This is a genomic window from Mycobacterium decipiens, assembly GCF_963853665.1.
Lineage (GTDB): Bacteria > Actinomycetota > Actinomycetes > Mycobacteriales > Mycobacteriaceae > Mycobacterium > Mycobacterium decipiens.
The window spans coordinates 2,365,603-2,386,376 of record NZ_OY970459.1 but is presented as its reverse complement, the minus strand read 5'-3'; the positions used below and the strand labels follow the sequence as shown (position 1 = coordinate 2,386,376).

14 protein-coding genes, 1 tRNA gene and 1 pseudogene are annotated in these 20,774 nt (G+C 65.9%); 8 read left to right on the top strand and 8 right to left on the bottom strand.

Annotated elements, in window-relative coordinates; translation table 11 throughout:
* Positions 1 to 86 precede the first annotated feature (86 nt).
* A complete protein-coding gene (gene uvrA / locus AADZ55_RS10755) occupies positions 87 to 3,008 on the bottom strand; it encodes an excinuclease ABC subunit UvrA (RefSeq protein WP_085324788.1) in 2,922 nt (973 codons plus the stop codon).
* Positions 3,009 to 3,114: 106 nt separating this feature from the next.
* Here uvrA and AADZ55_RS10750 point away from each other — a divergent pair, with 106 nt between their 5' ends.
* Positions 3,115 to 3,801 carry an MBL fold metallo-hydrolase gene (locus AADZ55_RS10750; RefSeq protein WP_085324787.1) on the top strand — a complete coding sequence of 229 codons (687 nt, stop codon included), beginning with the start codon at positions 3,115 to 3,117 and terminating at the stop codon, positions 3,799 to 3,801.
* Between the two features lie 22 nt (positions 3,802 to 3,823).
* Here the strand turns inward: AADZ55_RS10750 and AADZ55_RS10745 are convergent, their stop codons facing one another.
* Positions 3,824 to 4,264, bottom strand: a complete 441-nt coding sequence (locus tag AADZ55_RS10745; protein WP_085324786.1) for a universal stress protein — start codon at positions 4,262 to 4,264, stop codon at positions 3,824 to 3,826.
* A gap of 189 nt (positions 4,265 to 4,453) precedes the next feature.
* Between AADZ55_RS10745 and AADZ55_RS10740 the strand changes: the two are divergent.
* A pseudogene (locus AADZ55_RS10740) lies at positions 4,454 to 6,161 on the top strand (glycosyltransferase family 39 protein).
* On the opposite strand, the gene AADZ55_RS10735 reads toward AADZ55_RS10740, so the two are convergent.
* The gene (locus AADZ55_RS10735; RefSeq protein ID WP_085324785.1) at positions 6,150 to 7,568 is read right to left on the bottom strand and encodes an MFS transporter; all 1,419 of its coding nucleotides are present in this window, start codon (positions 7,566 to 7,568) and stop codon (positions 6,150 to 6,152) included. The pseudogene AADZ55_RS10740 and the gene AADZ55_RS10735 sit on opposite strands and share 12 nt — an antisense overlap.
* The gene (gene uvrB, locus AADZ55_RS10730; RefSeq protein ID WP_207569068.1) at positions 7,565 to 9,730 is read right to left on the bottom strand and encodes an excinuclease ABC subunit UvrB; all 2,166 of its coding nucleotides are present in this window, start codon (positions 9,728 to 9,730) and stop codon (positions 7,565 to 7,567) included. Before uvrB ends, AADZ55_RS10735 begins: the two co-directional genes overlap by 4 nt.
* Before the next feature lie 136 nt (positions 9,731 to 9,866).
* Between uvrB and AADZ55_RS10725 the strand changes: the two genes are divergently transcribed.
* The gene (locus tag AADZ55_RS10725) at positions 9,867 to 10,310 is read left to right on the top strand and encodes a DUF402 domain-containing protein (RefSeq protein ID WP_085324842.1); all 444 of its coding nucleotides are present in this window, start codon (positions 9,867 to 9,869) and stop codon (positions 10,308 to 10,310) included.
* 39 nt (positions 10,311 to 10,349) lie between these two features.
* Here the strand turns inward: AADZ55_RS10725 and coaE are convergent, their stop codons facing one another.
* Complete coding sequence (gene coaE, locus AADZ55_RS10720; protein ID WP_085324784.1) at positions 10,350 to 11,564, bottom strand: dephospho-CoA kinase; 1,215 nt, start codon at positions 11,562 to 11,564, stop codon at positions 10,350 to 10,352.
* A gap of 14 nt (positions 11,565 to 11,578) precedes the next feature.
* Complete coding sequence (gene rpsA, locus AADZ55_RS10715; RefSeq protein WP_085324783.1) at positions 11,579 to 13,024, bottom strand: 30S ribosomal protein S1; 1,446 nt, start codon at positions 13,022 to 13,024, stop codon at positions 11,579 to 11,581.
* A gap of 181 nt (positions 13,025 to 13,205) precedes the next feature.
* Here rpsA and AADZ55_RS10710 point away from each other — a divergent pair, with 181 nt between their 5' ends.
* Complete coding sequence (locus tag AADZ55_RS10710; RefSeq protein ID WP_085324782.1) at positions 13,206 to 13,838, top strand: LysE family translocator; 633 nt, start codon at positions 13,206 to 13,208, stop codon at positions 13,836 to 13,838.
* Here the strand turns inward: AADZ55_RS10710 and polA are convergent.
* Positions 13,835 to 16,516, bottom strand: a complete 2,682-nt coding sequence (gene polA / locus AADZ55_RS10705) for a DNA polymerase I (protein ID WP_085324840.1) — start codon at positions 16,514 to 16,516, stop codon at positions 13,835 to 13,837. The two genes, AADZ55_RS10710 and polA, sit on opposite strands and share 4 nt — an antisense overlap.
* A 132-nt stretch (positions 16,517 to 16,648) precedes the next feature.
* On the opposite strand from polA, the gene AADZ55_RS10700 reads away from it, so the two are divergent.
* The gene (locus AADZ55_RS10700; protein ID WP_085324781.1) at positions 16,649 to 17,185 is read left to right on the top strand and encodes a Zn-ribbon domain-containing OB-fold protein; all 537 of its coding nucleotides are present in this window, start codon (positions 16,649 to 16,651) and stop codon (positions 17,183 to 17,185) included.
* A complete protein-coding gene (locus tag AADZ55_RS10695; protein WP_085324780.1) occupies positions 17,185 to 18,387 on the top strand; it encodes a lipid-transfer protein in 1,203 nt (400 codons plus the stop codon). The genes AADZ55_RS10700 and AADZ55_RS10695 overlap by 1 nt, the downstream gene beginning before the upstream one ends.
* 44 nt (positions 18,388 to 18,431) lie before the next feature.
* Here the strand turns inward: AADZ55_RS10695 and AADZ55_RS10690 are convergent, their stop codons facing one another.
* Positions 18,432 to 19,091: an ANTAR domain-containing response regulator gene (locus AADZ55_RS10690; RefSeq protein WP_085324779.1), complete on the bottom strand. Its 660-nt coding sequence runs from the start codon at positions 19,089 to 19,091 to the stop codon at positions 18,432 to 18,434.
* A gap of 91 nt (positions 19,092 to 19,182) precedes the next feature.
* Between AADZ55_RS10690 and AADZ55_RS10685 the strand changes: the two genes are divergently transcribed.
* Both AADZ55_RS10685 and AADZ55_RS10680 read left to right on the top strand, forming a co-directional pair.
* Positions 19,183 to 19,259 (top strand) — tRNA-Leu (locus AADZ55_RS10685).
* A 78-nt stretch (positions 19,260 to 19,337) separates the two neighbouring features.
* A complete protein-coding gene (locus tag AADZ55_RS10680; RefSeq protein WP_207569067.1) occupies positions 19,338 to 20,669 on the top strand; it encodes an adenylate/guanylate cyclase domain-containing protein in 1,332 nt (443 codons plus the stop codon).
* Positions 20,670 to 20,774 lie beyond the last annotated feature (105 nt).

Genomic DNA, 20,774 nt, shown 5'->3' with positions numbered 1-20,774 from the left:
TTTGCCGGTGGTAGTTCGCGAGGTACAAACCACACCCCCGCTTTTCGGGGGCGTGTCGGGTGCTTGGGTTAAATGTCGCGACGAACTCAGGCGCTGACTTTTCGGCGCCCATTGGGCCGCGGTGAGTTCGCCGGCGCTCTCCCGTCGCCGACGACCTCGGCGAGAAACTTCCCGGTGTAGCTCGCCGGTACCGCGGCAACACCTTCCGGGGTGCCCTGGGCGACGATGGTTCCACCGCCGGCACCACCCTCCGGGCCCATGTCGATGATCCAGTCCGACGTCTTGATCACGTCGAGGTTGTGTTCGATGACGATCACGGTATTACCTTTGTCGACAAGACCACTGATCACGCTGAGCAGCTTTCGGATGTCGTCGAAATGCAACCCGGTGGTGGGCTCGTCGAGGATGTAGATCGTTCGTCCGGTGGAGCGCTTCTGCAACTCGGACGCCAGCTTCACCCGCTGTGCCTCACCACCGGACAGCGTCGGTGCCGGCTGGCCGAGCCGGACGTAGCCCAGGCCGACTTCGACCAGGGTGCGCAGATAGCGGTGAATGCCGGTGATCGGCTCGAAGAACTCCGCCGCTTCCTCGATCGACATGTCCAGCACCTCTGAAATGGTCTTGCCCTTGTAGTGCACCTCGAGGGTTTCCCGGTTGTAGCGGGCCCCCTGACACACTTCGCACGGCACATACACGTCGGGCAGGAAGTTCATCTCGATCTTGATGGTGCCGTCGCCGGTGCACGCTTCGCAGCGACCGCCCTTGACGTTGAATGAAAATCGGCCGGGCTGGTAGCCACGAACTTTCGCCTCGGTTGTGGCCGCGAACAGGGTGCGGATCTTGTCGAAGACCCCGGTGTAGGTGGCCGGGTTGGAGCGCGGCGTGCGGCCGATCGGCGATTGGTCGACCCGCACCAGCTTGTCCAGGTGATCCAGCCCGGTGACCCGGGTATGCCGGCCCGGGACCTGCCGGGCTCCATTGAGCCGGTTAGCCAATACCGCGGCCAGGATGTCGTTGACCAGTGTCGACTTGCCTGAGCCGGATACCCCGGTCACCGAGGTCAACACACCTAGCGGAAAAGACACATCGATCCCGCGCAGGTTGTGCTCGCGGGCGCCGACGACGGTGAGTTGGCGCCGTGGGTCGGCCGGACGGCGCATCGCGGGGATCTCAATGCGTTGTGCGCCAGACAGGTAGGCGCCGGTGATCGACCCCTTGTTGCGCAGCAATTCGTCATAGGGTCCGCTGTGCACGATGCAGCCGCCGTGCTCGCCGGCGCCCGGGCCGATGTCGACGATCCAGTCGGCGTGCTCGATGGTGTCCTCGTCGTGCTCGACGACGATCAGTGTGTTTCCCAAATCCCGTAACCGGGTGAGGGTTTCGATTAGACGACGATTGTCGCGCTGGTGCAGACCGATGGACGGCTCGTCGAGCACGTAGAGCACGCCCACCAGGCCGGAGCCGATCTGGGTGGCCAATCGGATACGTTGGGCCTCACCGCCGGACAGGGTGGCCGCCGCGCGGGACAGCGACAGGTACTCCAGCCCGACGTCGAGCAAAAAACCTAGTCGCGACTGAATTTCCTTGAGCACCTGTCCAGCGATCGCCTGCTCGCGCGGACCGAGGGTGAGCGCGTTCAGAAAGTCGGCGCACTCCGCGATCGACAGTTCACAGACCTCGGCGATGGACTTCGCGCCCCGCTCCCCCGCGGCCAGGCTCACCGCCAGGATCTCCGGCTTGAGCCGGGTGCCCGCACACACCGGGCACGGCACGTCCCGCATGAAGCCCTCGTAGCGCTCCTTCATCTGCTCGGACTCGGTCTGGGCCATCTTGCGTTGCAGGAACGCCAGCACACCCTCGAAATCGGCGTAGTACGACCGGGTGCGGCCGTACCGATTGCGGTAACGCACATGCACCTGCTCGTCGGCGCCCTGCAGAATCGCCTTGCGGGCCTTGGCCGGCAGCTTGCGCCACGGCGTGTCCACGTCGAAGCCCAGCGCGTCCCCCAGACCGGCCAACATCCGGGTGAAGTACTCCGCGGTGTGGCCGGTCGACCAGGGCGCCACCGCGCCCTCGGCCAGCGTGCGATCCGGGTCGGGCACCACCAGATCGGGGTCGACCTCCTTGCGGATTCCCAGGCCCGTGCATTCGGGGCAGGCGCCGTATGGCGAGTTGAACGAGAACGACCGCGGTTCCAGATCGTCCACGGCCAGGGCGTGCCCGTTGGGGCAGGCCAGCTTCTCGGAGAATCGCTGCTCGCAGGGATGGTCGGGCCGCTCGTGCCTTGTGTCGTCGGGAAATTCCAGCACCACAATGCCGTCGGCCAGGTTCAGCGCGGTCTCCACCGAATCGGTGAGCCGTTGCTTGGCGGCGGCCTTGACGGTGAGGCGGTCCACCACCACCTCGATATCGTGCTTTTCCTGCTTCTTGAGCTTCGGCGGATCGGCCAGCGGATGCACCACGCCGTCGACGCGCACCCGGCTGTAGCCTTGGGCGTTGAGCTTGTCGAAGAGGTCGGCGAACTCGCCCTTGCGGGTGCGCACCACCGGAGCGAGCACCAGGAATTTGGTGCCCTCGGGCATCGCCAGCACCTGATCGACGATTTGCTGCGGGGTCTGGCGCGCGATCCGCTCACCGCAGATCGGGCAGTGCGGCGTGCCCGCACGCGCGTAGAGCAGCCGCAGGTAGTCGTATACCTCGGTGATCGTGCCGACGGTCGAGCGGGGGTTGCGGTTGGTCGACTTCTGGTCGATGGACACCGCCGGGGAAAGACCCTCGATGAAGTCGACGTCCGGCTTGTCCATCTGCCCAAGAAATTGGCGGGCGTAGGCCGACAGCGACTCAACATAGCGCCGCTGCCCTTCGGCGAAGATGGTGTCGAAAGCCAGCGAGGACTTTCCCGAGCCGGACAGGCCGGTGAAGACGATCAGCGCGTCGCGGGGCAGGTCAAGGTCGACGCCGCGCAGATTGTGCTCACGCGCGCCCTTGACAATCAGGCGATCGGCCACTTACTGCTTACTACCTTTCACGAGGGGTTCCCCTTCACAGACAGAACTCGTTCCCATGCTATGTGGCCATACCGACAAGCAGTCGGGGCCCAGTACCCTGACCGCTATGACTCCCCGGCACGAGCCCCACGACAACTACACCGGCCACGTCGAACCGGGCACCGCGGCTCGTCGCACCCTGCCCGGCGCCACCATCTTGAAGGCGTCGGTGGGCCCGATGGACAACAACGCCTACCTGATCACATGTTCCGCGACCGGGGAAACCCTGATGATTGACGCCGCCAACGACGCCGACATCCTCATCGACCTGATCCGGCGCCACACACCGAAGTTGTCCCTGATCGTGACCAGCCATCAGCATTTCGATCACTGGCAGGCGTTGCAAGCCGTGGCTGCGGCCACCGGCGCGCCGACCGCAGCCCACGAGATCGACGCCGAGCCGCTTCCGGTCAAACCGGACCGTTTGCTGGCCCACGGCGACACCGTACGGATCGGCGAGCTGACGTTCGACGTCATCCACTTGCGCGGCCACACGCCCGGTTCGGTCGCGCTGGCCCTGGGAGGGCCCGCGACCGGCGGGGTGACACAGTTGTTCACCGGCGACTGCCTGTTCCCAGGCGGAGTCGGCAAGACCTGGCAACCCGGCGATTTCACCCAATTGCTGCAGGACGTCACCGCCCGGGTGTTCGACGTGTACGCCGACTCCACCGTCATCTACCCCGGCCACGGAGATGACACGGTGCTGGGTGCCGAACGCCCCAGTCTCGGCGAATGGCGCGAGCGCGGCTGGTAGATCCAACCGGCCTCCCAACCGGCTAAGTGGTGTGCACGATCAGCACGTCGACCTTGGCCCGGCGGGAAACGTTGGCCGGCACCGATCCCAGCAGCCGGCCCGCGATCGTGCTCAGACCGACATTGCCGACGACCAGCAGGTCGGCCTTCACCTCGTCGGCCAGGCTGACCAGTGCGTCAACCGGAGCGCCGACGATCGCCCGATCCTCGACGTTCTTCGCACCTGCGGTGTGCGCCCGTTCCTTGGCGTCATGCAGGATCTCGTAGATCGGGGCGGTGCCCGTCACTTTGTAGCTTTCTTCCTTCAGGATGTCGGCGGCGCGACCGTCCTCATGCTGGGGTAGGTATGCCGACGCGATGATCAACTTGGCGTCTGGACCGGCGATCCGGGCGGCGCGGTCTACCGCTCGCATCGACGAGTCCGAACCGTCCGTTCCTACCACCACGGTCTGATAGGCGCTCATTTACCCTCCCAGGTGTCGGTTGCTACGCCAACCCCAGACAGTATCGCGTTGCCCGATGCGGATAGGTCAGATTAACAACACCGCAGCGGCGTGGCGCAACCCGAAATTGGCCAGTCGGGACGAACCGACCGACAATGTTACCGATGCCATCACGGTTGAATGCTCATACTCAACACGGAAGGCCTTGCTATGCAAGGTCTTCCGCGAACAGCGGCGGGCCACGCGGGCCGTCCGGGGGGTCCGCCCGTCATCGCGCCGCTCGCCCCTGGAAAAGGCCGGTGACCAGGATCATTGGGTGGGCCCTACAGTGACAAACATCATGTCCGTGTCGATGCTTGAGCAACGCCCTCGGCGGGGGGCAGCGGCCATCGCGGCCACGCCCCGGCGTCCGGCCGGCCGGCTGCTCGACCCACTGGCGATCGCCGTGCTGGCCGCGGTCATCAGCGGCGCCTGGGCGAGTAGGCCATCACTGTGGTTCGACGAGGGTGCGACGATCTCGGCTTCAGCCAGCCGGACGCTGCCGGAGCTGTGGAAGCTGCTGGGCCATATCGACGCCGTGCACGGGCTGTACTACCTGCTGATGCACGGCTGGTTCGCCATATTTCCGCCCACGGAGTTCTGGTCGCGGGTTCCCAGTTCTCTGGCCATTGGAGCGGCCGCCGCGGGCGTGGTGGTCTTTACCAAACAGTTGTCCGGACGGACCACAGCGGTGTGTGCGGGTGCCGTTTTCGCCATTCTACCTCGGGTGACGTGGGCCGGGATCGAAGCGCGCTCCTCCGCACTGTCGGTGGCGGCCGCTGTCTGGCTGACCGTACTGCTCGTCACCGCGGTGCGCCGGCACAGCCCGTGGCGGTGGCTGCGGTATGCGCTGATGTTGATGCTGTCAATCTTGGTCAGCATCAACTTGGCCCTGTTGGTACCGGTGTACGCCGCGATGGTGGGGCTGCTGAGGTCCGGGAAATCACGCAAATCGCCCGTGCTCTGGTGGACGGGCGCCACCGCGGGCGCGCTCGGCGCCATGACACCGTTCGTGCTGTTCGCCCACGGCCAGGTTTGGCAGGTCGGGTGGATCGCAGGATTGAACAGAAACGTCGTTCTCGACGTCGTGCACCGGCAGTATTTCGATCACAGCGTCCCGTTCGCCATCCTCGCGGGCGTCATCGTCGTTGCCGGCATCGTGGCGCACCTGGCCGGGGCGCGCGGGCCCGGTGGCGAAACTCGCCGGCTCGTGCTCGTTAGCGTGGGGTGGATCGTCATTCCCACCGCCGTCGTCCTGATCTACTCGGCGACCGTCGAACCGATCTATTACCCGCGCTATCTGATCCTCACCGCTCCGGCGGCAGCCGTGGTCCTGGCGGTTTGCATCGTCACCATCGCCCGCACGCCGCGGTTTGTCGTCGGCGTTTTGGTGCTGTTGGCCGTCGCCGCGATTCCGAACTACTTCTTCACGCAGCGCGGGCCATACGCGAAAGAGGGCTGGGACTACAGCCAGGTGGCCGACGTCATCGGCGCCCATGCCAAGCCGGGGGATTGTCTGCTGGTGGACAACACCGTGCCCTGGCGGCCCGGGCCCATCCGCGCACTGCTCGCCGCCCGTCCGGCGGCGTTTCGGTCACTGATCGACGTGGAGCGCGGCTTCTACGGACCCAAGGTCGGCGCTTTGTGGGATGGTCACGTCGCTGTATGGCTGACAACGGCCAAGATCAACAACTGCCCCACGCTGTGGACCATATCCAACCGAGACAAGTCACTGCCCGATTACCAAGTCGGACAATCGTTGTCGCCGGGAACCGCCCTCGGGCGCGCGCCCGTCTACCGATTCCCGAGCTACCTCGGCTTCCGCATTGTCGAGCGATGGCAATTCCACTACTCGCAGGTCGTCAAGTCAACGCGGTGAGCTGCGGTCGCGATTGGCCGCCTGGGAAGAGGCCCGGTAGGAAGCCAAGACGCCGACGGCGGCCAGCACCGTGAACACCGTGTAGAGCCCCCGAGCAGCGGCCACCTCGCCGCCCTTGGCCGTGTTCACCACCACCCCGGCCAACCCGGCGCCGAAAGCGCCGGCGACCAGCTGCACGATGTTGATCGCCGCGGCCGCCGCGCTGCTCTCGGCCGGATCGTCGACCGAGTCCATCGCGCGCACCGTCAGATGCGGCCAGGAAACCCCGATACCGGTCCCGATGATCAGCAATGCCAGCGCCCACAGCGCGACTACTCCGGCGGGCGCATCGGCGCGCTGGGTGACCGCGCCCAGCGCCAGCCCAGACGCCATCACGAGCGGGGCGACCGCCACGACATGCCCGACGACTCGAGGACTCGTCAGCGACGCGCTGGCGACCTCGCCGACCGTCCAGCCGACCGCCAGCGCGGCACCCAAGAAACCTGCCGCAACTGGGGTCAGGTGTCCCAGTCGTTGACCGAACAACGGCACATAGGTATCGACCATCGCGGCGATCATCTGCACCGACATCGTCAGGTAGATCCATTTCAAGGGTCCGGAGCCAAATACGCTGGGCGGCAACACCGCCGCGTGCATTCGCCAGTCGACCACCACAAACAACCCGACCAGTAGTGCGCTGGCGGCCAGCAGCCCGGCTGTCTGGACGAGGTAACGGGGAAGCGCGGCGACACTGACCGCCAGCGCCGCAGCCCCGATCAGCAGCAGCGACCACACCGGAACCTTGCGTGGGGTGGCCACCGGCGTCGCACCGACCCGCCCGGTGTCCAGCGCGAGCGGGACCAGCACAGCCATCAGCGCGGTCACCAGCGCCATCACGCCAAACGCCCACCGCCACAGCCCGAACTGCGCGAAAAGGCCTCCCGTCGCCGGTCCGATCAGCGTCGCGACCCCCCACATCGCCGACACCAGTGCTGAGCCACGGGTCCACAGCGATTTGGGCAGGGTCGAGTTGATCAGCGCGTAGCCCAGGCCGGCCAGCAGCCCACCGGCCATTCCTTGCAGGGTGCGCCCGGCTATCAGAATCTCCATGCTCGGGGCCGCCGCGCACACCAGGCTGGCGACGCCGAAGACGGCCAGCCCCATCAGATACGAGGAGCGGGCCCCGACGCGCAGCAGCATCACGTTGACGGTGGTCGCCGCCACCACCGATCCGACCAGATACAGGGTCGTCACCCACGCGTATAGCCGGCTGCCCCCGATGTCGGCGATGGTGCTCGGCAGCAGGCTGATGGTCAGAAACTCGTTGGTGGCGTACAGCGCGACGCCACCGGCCAGCACGGTGGACGTCCCCAGATACCTGCTCAGTAGCTCCCGCCAACTGCCGGTTTCGCCGGTGGCTTCGGTCACTTCAGCCCGGCCGCGTCCATCCCGCGCAGCTCCCTCTTGAGGTCGGCGATCTCGTCGCGGAACCGGGCGGCAAGCTCGAATTGCAGGTCGCGTGCGGCGGCCATCATCTGCTCGGTGAGGGCGTTGATCAGGTCTGCCAGCTCGGCGCGCGGCATGGCGGAGGTGTCGCGGCCCTCTAACACGCCGGCGCTCACCGCGCGGCCGGGCTCGCCTGGGGCGCGCCGGCCGCGCGACGCGTTGCGCCCGGACCCACCGATCGGGATGGACCCGGTGGCCTCGGTATCGTCGGCTTCGCGGTAGACCTGGTCGAGGATGTCGGCAATCTTCTTGCGCAGCGGCTGCGGGTCGATCTCGTTGGCCGCGTTGTAGGCGATCTGCTTTGCCCGTCGCCGTTCGGTTTCGTCGATGGCTTCGGTCATCGAGTCGGTGATCTTGTCGGCGTACATGTGCACTTCACCGGAAACGTTGCGTGCGGCGCGGCCGATGGTTTGGATTAGGCTGCGCGTCGACCGCAGGAATCCCTCCTTGTCGGCGTCGAGGATCGACACCAGCGACACCTCCGGCAGGTCCAGGCCCTCGCGCAGCAGGTTGATCCCGACCAGCACGTCGTAGTCGCCGAGCCGGAGCTGGCGCAGTAGCTCCACCCGGCGCAGCGTGTCGACCTCGGAGTGCAGGTAGCGCACCCGGATTCCCATCTCGAGCAGGTAGTCGGTGAGGTCTTCGGCCATCTTTTTGGTCAGCGTCGTCACCAGCACCCGTTGGTCGGCGTCGGCGCGCTTGCGAATCTCGCCGATCAGGTCGTCGATCTGACCCTTGGTAGGTTTGACCACCACTTTCGGATCCACCAGGCCGGTCGGCCGGATCACCTGTTCGACGAACTCTCCACCGGTCTGGCTGAGCTCATACGGTCCCGGTGTTGCCGACAGGTACACCGTCTGCCCGATCCGGTCCGCGAACTCCTCCCAGGTCAGCGGTCGGTTGTCACACGCCGACGGCAGCCGGAAACCGTACTCCACCAGATTGCGCTTGCGCGAGATGTCGCCCTCGTACATGCCGCCGATCTGGGGCACGGTGACATGTGACTCGTCGATGACGAGCAGGAAATCCTCCGGGAAGTAATCGAGCAGGGTCGCCGGCGGCGTACCCGGTCCCCTGCCGTCGATGTGACGGGAGTAATTCTCGATGCCCGAGCAGAACCCCACCTGGCGCATCATTTCGATGTCGTAGTTGGTGCGCATCCGCAGCCGCTGCGCCTCGAGCAGTTTGCCCTGGCTTTCGAGGTCGGCGAGCCGCTCGGCCAGTTCCTCCTCAACGGAACAGAGCGCGTGCGCCATCCGCTCGGGACCGGCCACGTAGTGGGTGGCGGGAAAGATCCGCAGCGAGTCGACCTGGCGGATCACCTCACTGGTCAGTGGGTGCAGGTAGTAGAGCGCCTCGATCTCGTCGCCGAAGAACTCGATGCGAACCGCCAGCTCCTCGTAGGAGGGGATGATCTCCACGGTGTCGCCGCGCACCCGAAACGAACCGCGGGTGAAGGACAGGTCGTTGCGGGTGTATTGCACGTCGACCAGCAGCCGCAGCAAGCCGTCCCGGGGCACCTCGGTGCCAACCGCTACTTCAACCGAGCGATCCAGATAGGACTGCGGCGTGCCCAGTCCATAGATGCACGACACCGAGGCCACCACCACCACATCGCGACGGGACAGCAGCGAAGACGTCGCCGAGTGCCGCAGCCGCTCCACGTCGTCGTTGATGGAACTGTCCTTTTCGATATAGGTGTCGGTCTGGGCTATGTAGGCCTCCGGCTGGTAGTAGTCGTAGTACGACACGAAGTACTCGACTGCATTGTGCGGCAACATCTCTCGCAGTTCGTTCGCCAGCTGGGCGGCAAGTGTCTTGTTCGGCGCCATCACCAGGGTGGGCCGCTGCAGACGTTCGATCAGCCACGCGGTGGTCGCCGACTTACCGGTCCCGGTGGCGCCGAGCAGGACCACGTCGCGCTCCCCCGCCCGGATCCGCCGCTCCAGCTCGTCGATGGCGGCCGGTTGGTCCCCGGCCGGAGCGTGCGGACTGACCACCTCGAAGTGGCCACCGGCCCGCACAATCTCCTCGACGGCGCGGTACTGCGAATGCGCGACCGGATGCTCGGTAGCGAAAGCCATGCCAACCAGGGTAGAACCCGGCACCGACACACCAGATGTCCCCACCGTGCGGCCGAAGTATGGTAACGCCATCCACCCACCGAAGCATGAGACATTCGACCTGGTCGCCCGCACCAACACCGATCCCAAGGGCATAGTGCGAGCAGTCGATGAGTACGCGGTGCACCCGTGGGGGCTCTACCTCGCCCGGCCCACCCCGGGCCGGGCCCAGTTCCACTATCTCGAGTCGTGGCTGCTGCCATCGTTAGGCCTACGCGCCACGGTCTTCTACTTCAACCCGGGCCATGAGCGCGATCACGACTACTACCTCGACGTGGGCGAATACACCCGCGGCCCGACCGTGTGGCGCTCCGAAGACCACTACCTCGACATTGAGGTTCGCGCCGGCAGCGGCGCCGAATTGGCTGATGTCGACGAACTGCTCGATGCGGTGCGCCATGGACTGCTCACCCCGGAGGTCGCCGAACTCGCCGTGCGGCGAGCCGTGACCGCCATTGACGGCTTGGCCCACAATGGCTATGACCTGCAGGCTTGGCTGGCCACCAACGGTATGGGGATCAGCTGGCGTGCCTCTGGGTGATCGGCGCCGCGAAGAAGTTGGCGGAGCGCACCCGACAGGCTACGGCCGCCATCCGACAGCGTCGGCCCACTGCCACGCCCGCCGGTATGCGTCGGTAAACCAGGGCTCCTTGGCCGTGACATAGCGCTCGATGTCTCCGTCCCCACCGGCGTCGGCCCTGCGCTTGACGGCCAGGTAGTCAGCCCGTGCACCGGGGTTGGCTCTCAGCCAGTCGACGAACAGCAGGGCGAACTGCTGATTAGGCCAGCCGTTCACCCGGATATGCACATTTGTCGGCCGACCAGGATCCGCTGAGGCGTGAATGCGCTTGTGCCACAAGGAGGGATCGCCACTGTGCTCATAGCGGCCGACGGTGCTACGGGCATCGGTTTTCGCGGTATCGCGGGTAATGTGCGCGAGGCGCGGGTAACCGGCGTCCAGCAGCGGCTCGGCGAGTTCGTCGGCCACCAGGAGGGATTCGACGGTGACTTGGATATCGATGACGTCCTTGGCATCAAATTCCGGCACCGCGGTCGAACCGATATGGTCGACGCTTACCGCGCGGTCCCCGCAGGCGGTCTTCAACCGGGCGACGATGCGGTGGGCCTGGTCCGGCCAGCTCGGATCGGCCGGCACCAGCCGCGCCGGTCCACGGGCGATTTGACCGGTGCTCAGGTTGTGCGCGAACGGCAGTATCCGGTTGTGCCACACGTCGCGGGCTCGCTCGACGAAATCCGCTGGGCTGCTTGAGTTGTCCAGCCAGACATCGGCGACCGCACGGCGTTGCTCGTCGGTCGCCTGCGCGGCGATCCTGGCCTTGGCGTCGGCTTCGGACATGCCACGTTGCTCGACCAACCGTCGCACGCGCACTTCGACGTCGGCATGCACCACGATAACCAGCGGGAACAACGGGGCCATCCCGGATTCCACGAGCAGCGGAATGTCTTCCACCACAACGGCGTCCCCAGAGACCGCTGCGATGATCTCCGCACGGCGGCGGGCCACTAGCGGATGCACGATCCCGTTGAGCTTGCCACGCGCGCCGTCGTCCCGAAAAGCTTTGGCAGCCAAAGCTGGCCGGTCCAGTGAGCCGTCTGGTTGCAGGATGTCGGCACCGAACGCTTCGACCAGCGCAGCCAGCCCTTCGGTGCCCGGTTCGACCACCTCACGTGCCAGGACATCCCCGTCGACAACTATCCCGCCACATTGTGCGAACGTGGTGGAAAGTGCCGATTTCCCCGCGCCGATGCCACCGGTCAGCCCGATGCGTAGCATCCGCTAACGCGTCACTATGCGCTGCCGGCTAGCTTCTCGCGCAGAGCGGCCAGTTGGGCGTCGCTGGCCAGCGACCCACTCGCGGCCTTTTCCGACGACGCGCTGCCGCTCGACGACTGGTCGCCGCCGCTGCTTCCGGCCGCTTCCGCCGCGGCGAACTTCTCCATCTGGGTGGTGTGCATCTTGTGCCGACGTTCGGCCTCGGCGTAGCGGGCTTCCCATTCGGCGCGCTGGGTGTCGAATCCTTCCAACCATTCGTTGGATTCGGGGTCGAAGCCCTCGGGGAAGATGTAGTTGCCCTGTTCGTCGTAGCTGTCGGCCATGCCGTACTTCGCCGGGTCGAACTCCTCGGTGTAGTCCTCGTTGGCCTGCTTGAGCGACAAGGAAATCCGGCGACGCTCCAGGTCGATGTCGATGACCTTGACCATCGCGTCGTCGCCGACGGCAACCACCTGGTCGGGCACCTCGACGTGGCGCTCGGCAAGTTCGGAAATGTGCACCAGGCCTTCGATGCCCTCCTCGACGCGGACGAACGCACCGAACGGGACAAGCTTGGTGACCTTGCCCGGCACGATCTGCCCAATGGCGTGGGTGCGGGCGAAGTGCCGCCACGGGTCTTCCTGGGTTGCCTTGAGTGACAACGAAACCCGCTCGCGGTCCATGTCGACGTCGAGCACCTCGACGGTGACTTCGTCGCCGACCTGGACCACCTCGGACGGATGGTCGATGTGCTTCCAGGACAGTTCGGAGACGTGCACCAGACCGTCCACCCCGCCGAGATCGACAAACGCGCCGAAATTGACGATGGAGGAGACCACGCCCTTGCGGATGGCGCCCTTCTGCAGCTGGTTGAGGAACTCGCTGCGCACCTCGGACTGGGTCTGTTCCAGCCAGGCCCGCCGCGACAGCACCACGTTGTTGCGGTTCTTGTCCAGCTCGATGATCTTGGCTTCGATCTCCTTGCCGATGTAGGGCTGCAAGTCGCGGACGCGACGCATCTCGACCAGCGAGGCGGGCAGGAAGCCGCGCAGCCCGATGTCGAGGATCAGGCCACCCTTGACGACCTCGATGACCGTCCCCTTGACGGCCTCGTCCTTCTCCTTGAGCGCCTCGATGGTGCCCCAGGCACGCTCGTACTGCGCGCGTTTCTTGGAGAGGATGAGCCGGCCCTCTTTGTCCTCCTTGGTGAGAACCAGGGCCTCGACCTCATCGCCGACCGAAACGACCTCGTTGGGGTCGACGTCGTGCTTGATGGAGAGTTCCCGGGCGGGGATGACACCTTCGGTCTTGTAGCCGATGTCGAGGAGCACCTCGTCTCGGTCCACTTTGACGATGGTGCCTTCGACGATGTCGCCATCGTTGAAGTATTTGATCGTTTTGTCTATTGCGGCGAGAAAGTCCTCGCTGGAACCGATGTCGTTGACGGCTACTTGCGGCGAGGTGACGGCGGGACTCGGCATGTTGTTGGGTTGCTCCGGACAGGTTTGGTCGTAGGGACAAGTTGGGATTTACCTGTCGAGGCTACTCGACGGTGTACACGCTGGACAAACCCGCGCCTGCCTCAGCCGAGAATCCGCGCGTGTGGCGGCGTGGTGCGCGGCGCTGTGTAAACCGGTTTGACTGGTCGGCGATACTCCGGTCATGCAGCATTTGGTCCATGTCCTGCCGGCATTCCTGCTGGCATGCATCGTTCTCGCCGTTCTGCCCGGTCCCGCCACCGCGTTATTCCTGCACCGCTCGGTCCGCGACGGTCGTCCGTCGGGACTGGCGGCCGTTGTCGGCAACGAAATCGGGTTGTTGGGCTGGACCCTGGCCGGCGGCGCCGGGCTGTCGGTATTGCTGATGGCCAACCACGCGCTGTCGGTGGCGCTGCATGTCATCGGGGCGGTGATCCTGATCTGGCTCGGCATCAGCGCCTGGCGTCACGCGCAGCACCGAACCGACGTCGAGGTACCCATCGCGCCCCGCGGCAGGACACCAGGCGCGGCATTCCGTGCATCGTTGGTGTCGATCGCCGCCAACCCGAAAGCGGCCACGTTCGGGATCGTGGTGTTGCCGCAGTTCCTGCCGTCCAGCGGTTCGGTACTTCCCACGCTTTTCGTGTTGGCGGCCATTCAGCTTGTGGTCGACACCGCGTGGTGTGTCGGCGTCGTGCTCGCCGCCGATCGGGCCCGCGAAATCCTTGCCAGGGTGCACGTGCGCCGGCGCATCGAACGCACGCTCGGCGCCGTCCTGCTGGCCTTGGGCGTCGGCGTGGCCGCCGACACCCGCTAGTGCGCAGCGGCGTCCCAGCTGCGGCCGTAGCCGACCGAAACCTCCAGCGGGACGTCAAGCGGGTAGGCGCCGCCCATTTTGTCGCGCACCAGCGCCTCCACCCGCTCCCGTTCGCCGGGTGCGATTTCGAAAAGCAGCTCATCGTGTACCTGCAGCAGCATGCGCGAGGCCAGCTTTGCCTCTCTGAGCGCCTTGTCGACCTCGATCATGGCCACCTTGATGATGTCGGCCGCGCTGCCCTGGATCGGCGCGTTGAGCGCCGCGCGCTCGGCGGCCTCGCGCACCTGGCGATTGCTGCTATCCAGCTCGGGTAGATAGCGCCGACGACCCAGCACCGTCGAGGTGTAGCCGTCCTTGCGGGCCTGTTCGACGACGGCCATCAGGTAGTCGCGCACCCCGCCGAATCGGGCGAAGTACTGGTCCATCTGAACCTTTGCCTCTTCGGTGGAGATCTTCAACTGGGCGGCCAGCCCGTAGGCACTCAGCCCGTAGGCCAATCCGTACGACATCGCCTTAACTCGGCGCCGGAGCTCGCTGGTGACCTCATCGATCGGTACCCCGAATGCGCGGGAGGCGACGAAGGAATGCAGGTCCTCGCCGGTGTTGAACGCTTCGATAAGGCCCTCGTCCCTGCAGAGGTGGGCCATGATCCGCATCTCGATCTGGCTGTAGTCGGCGGTCATCAACTCGGCAAATCGGTCCCCGACCACAAAGGCATCCCGGATCTGCCGGCCCGCGTCGGTGCGGATCGGAATGTTCTGCAGGTTGGGTTCGGTCGACGACAACCGGCCGGTGGCCGCGATCGTCTGGTTGAACGTGGTATGGATCCGCCCATCCGCGCCGACCGCTTGCAGCAAGCCGTCGACGGTGACCTTGAGCCGGGTGACGTCGCGGTGGGTGAGCAGATGCTGCAGAAACGGATGCCCGGTCTTGTCGAACAGCGATTGCAGGGCATCGGCGTCGGTGGTGTAGCCGGTCTTGGTCCGCTTGGTCTTCGGCATGCCCAGCTCGTCGAACAACACCACCTGTAGCTGCTTGGGTGAGCCCAAATTGATCTGCTTGCCGATCACCGCGTATGCCGCTTCGGCGGCGTCGCGGATCTGGTTGCCGAACTGGCTTTGCAGTTCGGTCAACATTGGCAGATCGACGGCGATACCAGCGCGCTCCATGCCCGCCAGCACGTGCTGCACCGGCAGCTCCATCTCGCCCAGCAAAGCGGTGGAGTCGATGCGGGCCAGTTCCACATCGAGCGCGTCGGCTAGGTCCACGACGGCCCGCGCCCGCAGGATCGTCGTTTGGACCGTTTGCTCGTCCACCCCGCCCGACTCGTCCAACTCATCGAGAAGCGAAAGCTGTTGCTGCTCAGGCGTTTCCGCACGCAGCTCGCGACGCAGGTAGCGCACCGAGAGGTCGTCGAGGGTGAAACTGCGCTGCCCCGGCCGCACCAGATAGGCCGCCAGTGCGGTGTCGGAGGTGACACCGTTCAGGGTCCAGCGGCGGCCCGCCAGGTCGTGGATGGCCAGCTTCGCCTCGTGCAGGGCTTTGGGTTTGGCGGGATCGGCCAGCCAGGCCGCCAGGGCGGCATCGTCGGCAGGGGTCGGCGTAGCGGTATCGATGTAAGCGCCTTCCCCGTCGGCCGCGGCGATGGCCAAGGCGGTGGCGTCACCATCGTGGGGTAGGTGGGTACCCACCACGGTCAGGCCCGACCGGCGCCCGTCGGCGGCGTGTTCGGCCAGCCACTGCCCGACCATGCCAGGTTCCAGAGCGCCGCCGCGTACTTCGAACCCCTCGTCGACCTCGGGCACCCGGCCCCCGGCGGCGGCCAGCGTGTCGAACAGCCGGTCGCGCAACACCCGGAACTCCAGGTCGTCGAAGAGCCGGTGAATGTGGTCCCGGTCCCAGGGCTGTAGGCGCAGCGCGTCGGGGGTTTGCGCCAGCGGCACATCGCGAACCAGGTCGGTGAGTTCCCGGTTACGCACCACGTTGGCCAAGTGCGCCCGCAGCGCATCGCCCACCTTGCCGCGCACCGAGTCAACGTTGTCGACCAGCGACTGCAGCGAGCCGTACTCGGCGATCCACTTCGACGCCGTCTTCTCCCCCACGCCGGGAATGCCGGGCAGGTTGTCGCTGGGGTCGCCACGCAGTGCAGCGAAGTCCGGATACTGCGTGGGGGTGAGCCCGTACTTCTCGACGACGGCCGCGGGGGTGAAGCGGGTGAGTTCGCTGACACCTTTGCGTGGGTAGAGCACGGTCACGTCGTCGCTGACCAATTGCAGAGAGTCGCGGTCCCCGGACACCACCAGCACCCGGTAGCCCTGGTTTTCGGCCTGCGTGGCCAGCGTGGCGATCAGGTCGTCGGCTTCGAATCCCGCCTCGGCGAGCACCGTGATGCCAAGTGCGCCCAGTACTTCCTTGGTGATGTCGATCTGGCCGTGGAACTCGTCGGGGGTCGATGATCGGTTGGCCTTGTACTCCGGGTAGCGCTGCAAGCGGAAGGTCTGTCGGGAGACGTCGAACGCCGCGGCGATATGCGTCGGAGATTCGTCGCGCAACAGGTTGATCAGCATGGCGGTGAAGCCGTAGACCGCATTTGTGGTCAGCCCACCCCGGGTTTTGAAGTTCTGGGCGGGCAGCGCGTAGAAGGCGCGGAACGCCAGCGAATTGCCATCCAGCAACATCAGTATCGGCTTGGCGGAATCCTCGCTCACGGGTCACACTCTAGGCACCGGGTGGGACACGCCATCCGCGGCAACCGGCCGCAAAACTGCAACACGTTTCAGTTTCGCGCTCGTGCTGGGTAGGCTGGCCCGGTGCCAAAGGTCACCCACCAAGAACCAGCAATCGAGGGATGGTTCGCCGCCGATGAGGCCGGCAACCCCTACCTGACCGGCAGCAAGTGCCCCCAGTGCGGCACTTACGTTTTCCCGCCCCGGGCCAACAACTGCCCCAACCCAGCCTGTGCAGGCGACGCACTAGAGTCCGTCGCATTGTCGACCCGCGGAAAGCTATGGAGCTACACCGAGAATCGGTACGCCCCGCCGCCTCCCTATCCCTCCCCGGACCCCTTTGAGCCGTTCGCGGTCGCCGCGGTGGAACTTGCCGACGAGGGACTGATCGTGCTGGGCAAAGTGGTGGAGGGCACGCTGGCCGCCGATTTGAAGGTCGGCATCGAGATGGAGCTGACTACCATGCCGCTGTTCACGGACGAAGACGGCGTGGCGCGCATCGTCTACGGATGGAGGATCGCGCGCGCCGGCGACGATGCGCAGCCAAGCGATGGGGTGGGGGCACTCCCCCACAAGTGGGAGGTAGCCCCACCCGCTTGCGGGGCAGAGCGGCGGAAATGATGAGCACTCCCGAGCCGGTTTACGTTCTGGGCGCCGGAATGCACCCCTGGGGCAAATGGGGCAACGACTTCACCGAGTACGGCGTGGTCGCGGCGCGGGCCGCGCTGGCGGACGCCGGTTTGGATTGGCGTCAGATCCAATTGGTCGCCGGGGCCGACACCATCCGAAACGGCTATCCGGGATTCGTGGCCGGCGCCACGTTTGCGCAGAAGCTCGGGTGGAACGGTGTACCGGTCAGCTCCAGCTACGCAGCATGCGCCAGCGGCTCCCAGGCCCTGCAGAGCGCCCGCGCGCAGATCTTGGCCGGCTTCTGCGACGTGGCGCTGGTGATCGGCGCCGATACCACACCGAAGGGCTTTTTCGCGCCGGTGGGCGGCGAGCGCCGCAGCGATCCCGATTGGCAGCGATTCCACCTGATCGGGGCCACCAACCCGGTGTACTTCGCCCTGCTGGCGCGGCGACGAATGGATCTCTACGGCGCGACCCTCGAGGACTTCGCGCAGGTCAAGGTCAAGAATTCCCGGCACGGCCGGCAGAACCCGAACGCCCGATACCGCAAGGAGGTATCGGTCGACGACGTGCTGGCCAGCCAGGTGGTGGCCGACCCGTTGCGGTTGCTGGACATCTGCGCCACCTCCGACGGCGCGGCGGCGCTGATCGTGGCCAGCGCGAAGTTCGCCCGGGAGCACCTGGGCTCCCTGAATGGGGTGCCCTCGGTGCGTGCGGTCAGCACCGTCACCCCGCGCTACCCTCAGCACCTGCCCGAATTGCCGGACATCGCAACGGATTCCACCGCGGTCGTGCCCGCACCGGACCGAGTGTTCAAGGATCAGATCCTCGACGCCGCCTACGCCGAAGCCGGTATCGGGCCCGAAGACCTGAGTCTGGCCGAGGTCTACGACCTGTCCACCGCGCTGGAACTCGACTGGTACGAGCACCTCGGGTTGTGCGCAAAGGGTGAAGCCGAAGCGCTGCTGCGCAGCGGCGCGACCAGCATTGGCGGCAAGGTCCCGGTCAACCCTTCCGGCGGGCTGGCTTGCTTCGGTGAGGCCATCCCCGCGCAGGCGATCGCCCAGGTCTGCGAGCTGACCTGGCAGCTGCGCGGTCAGGCCACCGGCCGGCAGGTGGTGGACGCGACGGTCGGCGTCACCGCCAATCAGGGCCTATTCGGCCATGGCTCGTCGGTGATCGTGGCGCGATAGCCCCCGCCCCGCCCCGGGCGCGCCGGCGGACTGCACGCCGGGGACTAGCCGTCTTTAGCGCCTTTAGCGTCTTTGGCGGCGTCCTTCGCGGTGTCCTTGGGTGTGCCAAGAGTTTCCAGAATGACTTCGGCGACCCGCTTCATCGTGGTCCGCCGGTCCATGGCGGCACGCTGAATCCACTTGAACGCGTCCGGCTCGGTCATACCTTGGTGGGCCTGCAGCAGGCCCTTGGCGCGTTCCACCAGCTTGCGGGTTTCCAGCCGGTCAGACAGCGTCGCCACTTCGCCCTCCAGCGCGGTGATCTCACTGAACCGGCTGAGCGCCAGCTCGATGGCCGGAATCAGGTCGCTGATGGTGAAGGGTTTGACCAGGTACGCCATCGCCCCGGCATCGCGCGCACGTTCGACCAGATCGCGCTGGCTGAACGCGGTCAGCACCACGATCGGCGCGATGCGCTTGCTGGCGATCTCGGATGCGGCGTCGATGCCGTCACGGCGCGGCATCTTGACGTCCATGATCACCAGGTCGGGTTTGTGAAGCTCGGCCATTTCGACGGCTTCCTGGCCGTCGCCGGCCTCCCCGACGATGTCATACCCCTCCTCTCGCAGCATCTCGGCTAGGTCCATGCGAATGAGCGCTTCGTCTTCCGCAATCAGGACCCGACGTGGGACAGCGGCATCGGCGTCGATGGTGGGGCCGGTCATGACGGACATTGTGTCGCGAGCGGCCGCGATGGTGAACCTCGGGGGGCGGTGAGTCGGGATACGGCTCCTCTAAAGTAGGAGGCCGGATCAAGCCCTCGTATCCCAACTGGCAGAGGAAACGGACTCAAAACCCGTCCAGTGTGGGTTCGAATCCCACCGAGGGCACCAGGCAGATGCGCGCGGAACACAACCGCCAACTTCGGTAAGCGCCCAGCTAAACGTCACTCAACGGCTAGGCTTTGGTCCGTGGCGGCTGAGAAGCGCGCAACCCAGGCGCAGCGGTCCGGGGGCTCGTCGCGCCGTGCGGATGGTGTCGGATCCGTGCGGGCCGGAAGCCGCGCCCGCAGCCAACACAACGCCGAAACCGAAGCCCGACGGCAGCGCGTGCTTGTCATCATCGCCTTGTCGGCCGCGATCGTGTGTGTCGGCTTTGTGCTCGTGCAACTCGCGATCGGAGCATGGTCATCACAGCTCGAGTGGGTCAATGTCAGCGCAGCGATAGTCTTCGCGATTGTCCCGCTGCTTCGCCGCTTCGGACGCCTAGTTGCGCCACTCACCCTTCTCGGTGCCGCTTACGCATCGGTCTTTGCCAGCTGCTGGGACGTGGGCACCGGCTTGGGCTCGCAGTTCTTTTTCCTGGTGGCGGCATCCCTGGTGGTCCTGCTCCTGGGAATCGAACACATCGTGCTGGCGGTCGGGTTAGCCGCAGTCGCCGCCGGCTTGATCGTCACGCTGGAGTTCCTCGTCCCCAACAACACCGGGCTGGAACCAGCCTGGGTCGAATCACTGGCCTTCGTCCTCACCACCGTCTCCGCCTGCGGGATAGTGGTCGGCGCGATGTGGTTCTCCTTGAGAGACACCGCCCGGGCTGAGGCGGCCATGGAGGCCGAGCATGAGCGCTCCGAGTCCTTGCTCGCCAATATTTTGCCGGCCAGCATCGCCGAACGACTCAAGGAGCCCGGCCAAGAAGTCATCGCTGACAAATACGACGAGGCCTCGGTTCTATTCGCCGACATCGTCGGATTCACCCAGCGGGCCAGCAGCACCGCGCCCACCGACCTGGTGCGGTTCCTAGACCGGCTGTACAGCACTTTCGACGCCCTGATTGACAAGTACGGGCTGGAGAAGATCAAGGTCAGCGGCGATTCCTACATGGTGGTCAGCGGGGTCCCGCAACCGCGGCCCGACCACATACACGCGCTGGCAGACTTCGCACTCGACATGGTCGGCGTCGCGGCTGAACTGAAGGATCCGGACGGCCACCCGGTGGCGCTGCGGGTGGGCCTGGCCACCGGACCCGTGGTCGCCGGCGTCGTGGGTTCGCGCCGATTCTTCTATGACGTATGGGGCGACGCGGTCAACGTAGCGTCGCGGATGGAAACCACCGACACGGTGGGCAAGATTCAAGTCTCCGATGAGGTCTGCGAACGGCTCAGGGACGACTTTGTGCTGGAGGAGCGCGGCTGCATCGAGGTCAAGGGCAAAGGCGTCATGCAAACGTGCTATCTCGTCGGCCGCAAGTCCGTCGAAGGCTCCGACGACCGACTTCCTGAAGGACCGCGCACTGCCCACGTCTGACTTGCGGCACAACCAAATTTGTTGCAGCCCAAGCACAGTGACGCGCTCGTAGGCGCCCACTCCCACCGAGGGCAGCACGCGAAGACCCCAAACAGGCCGCCGAAC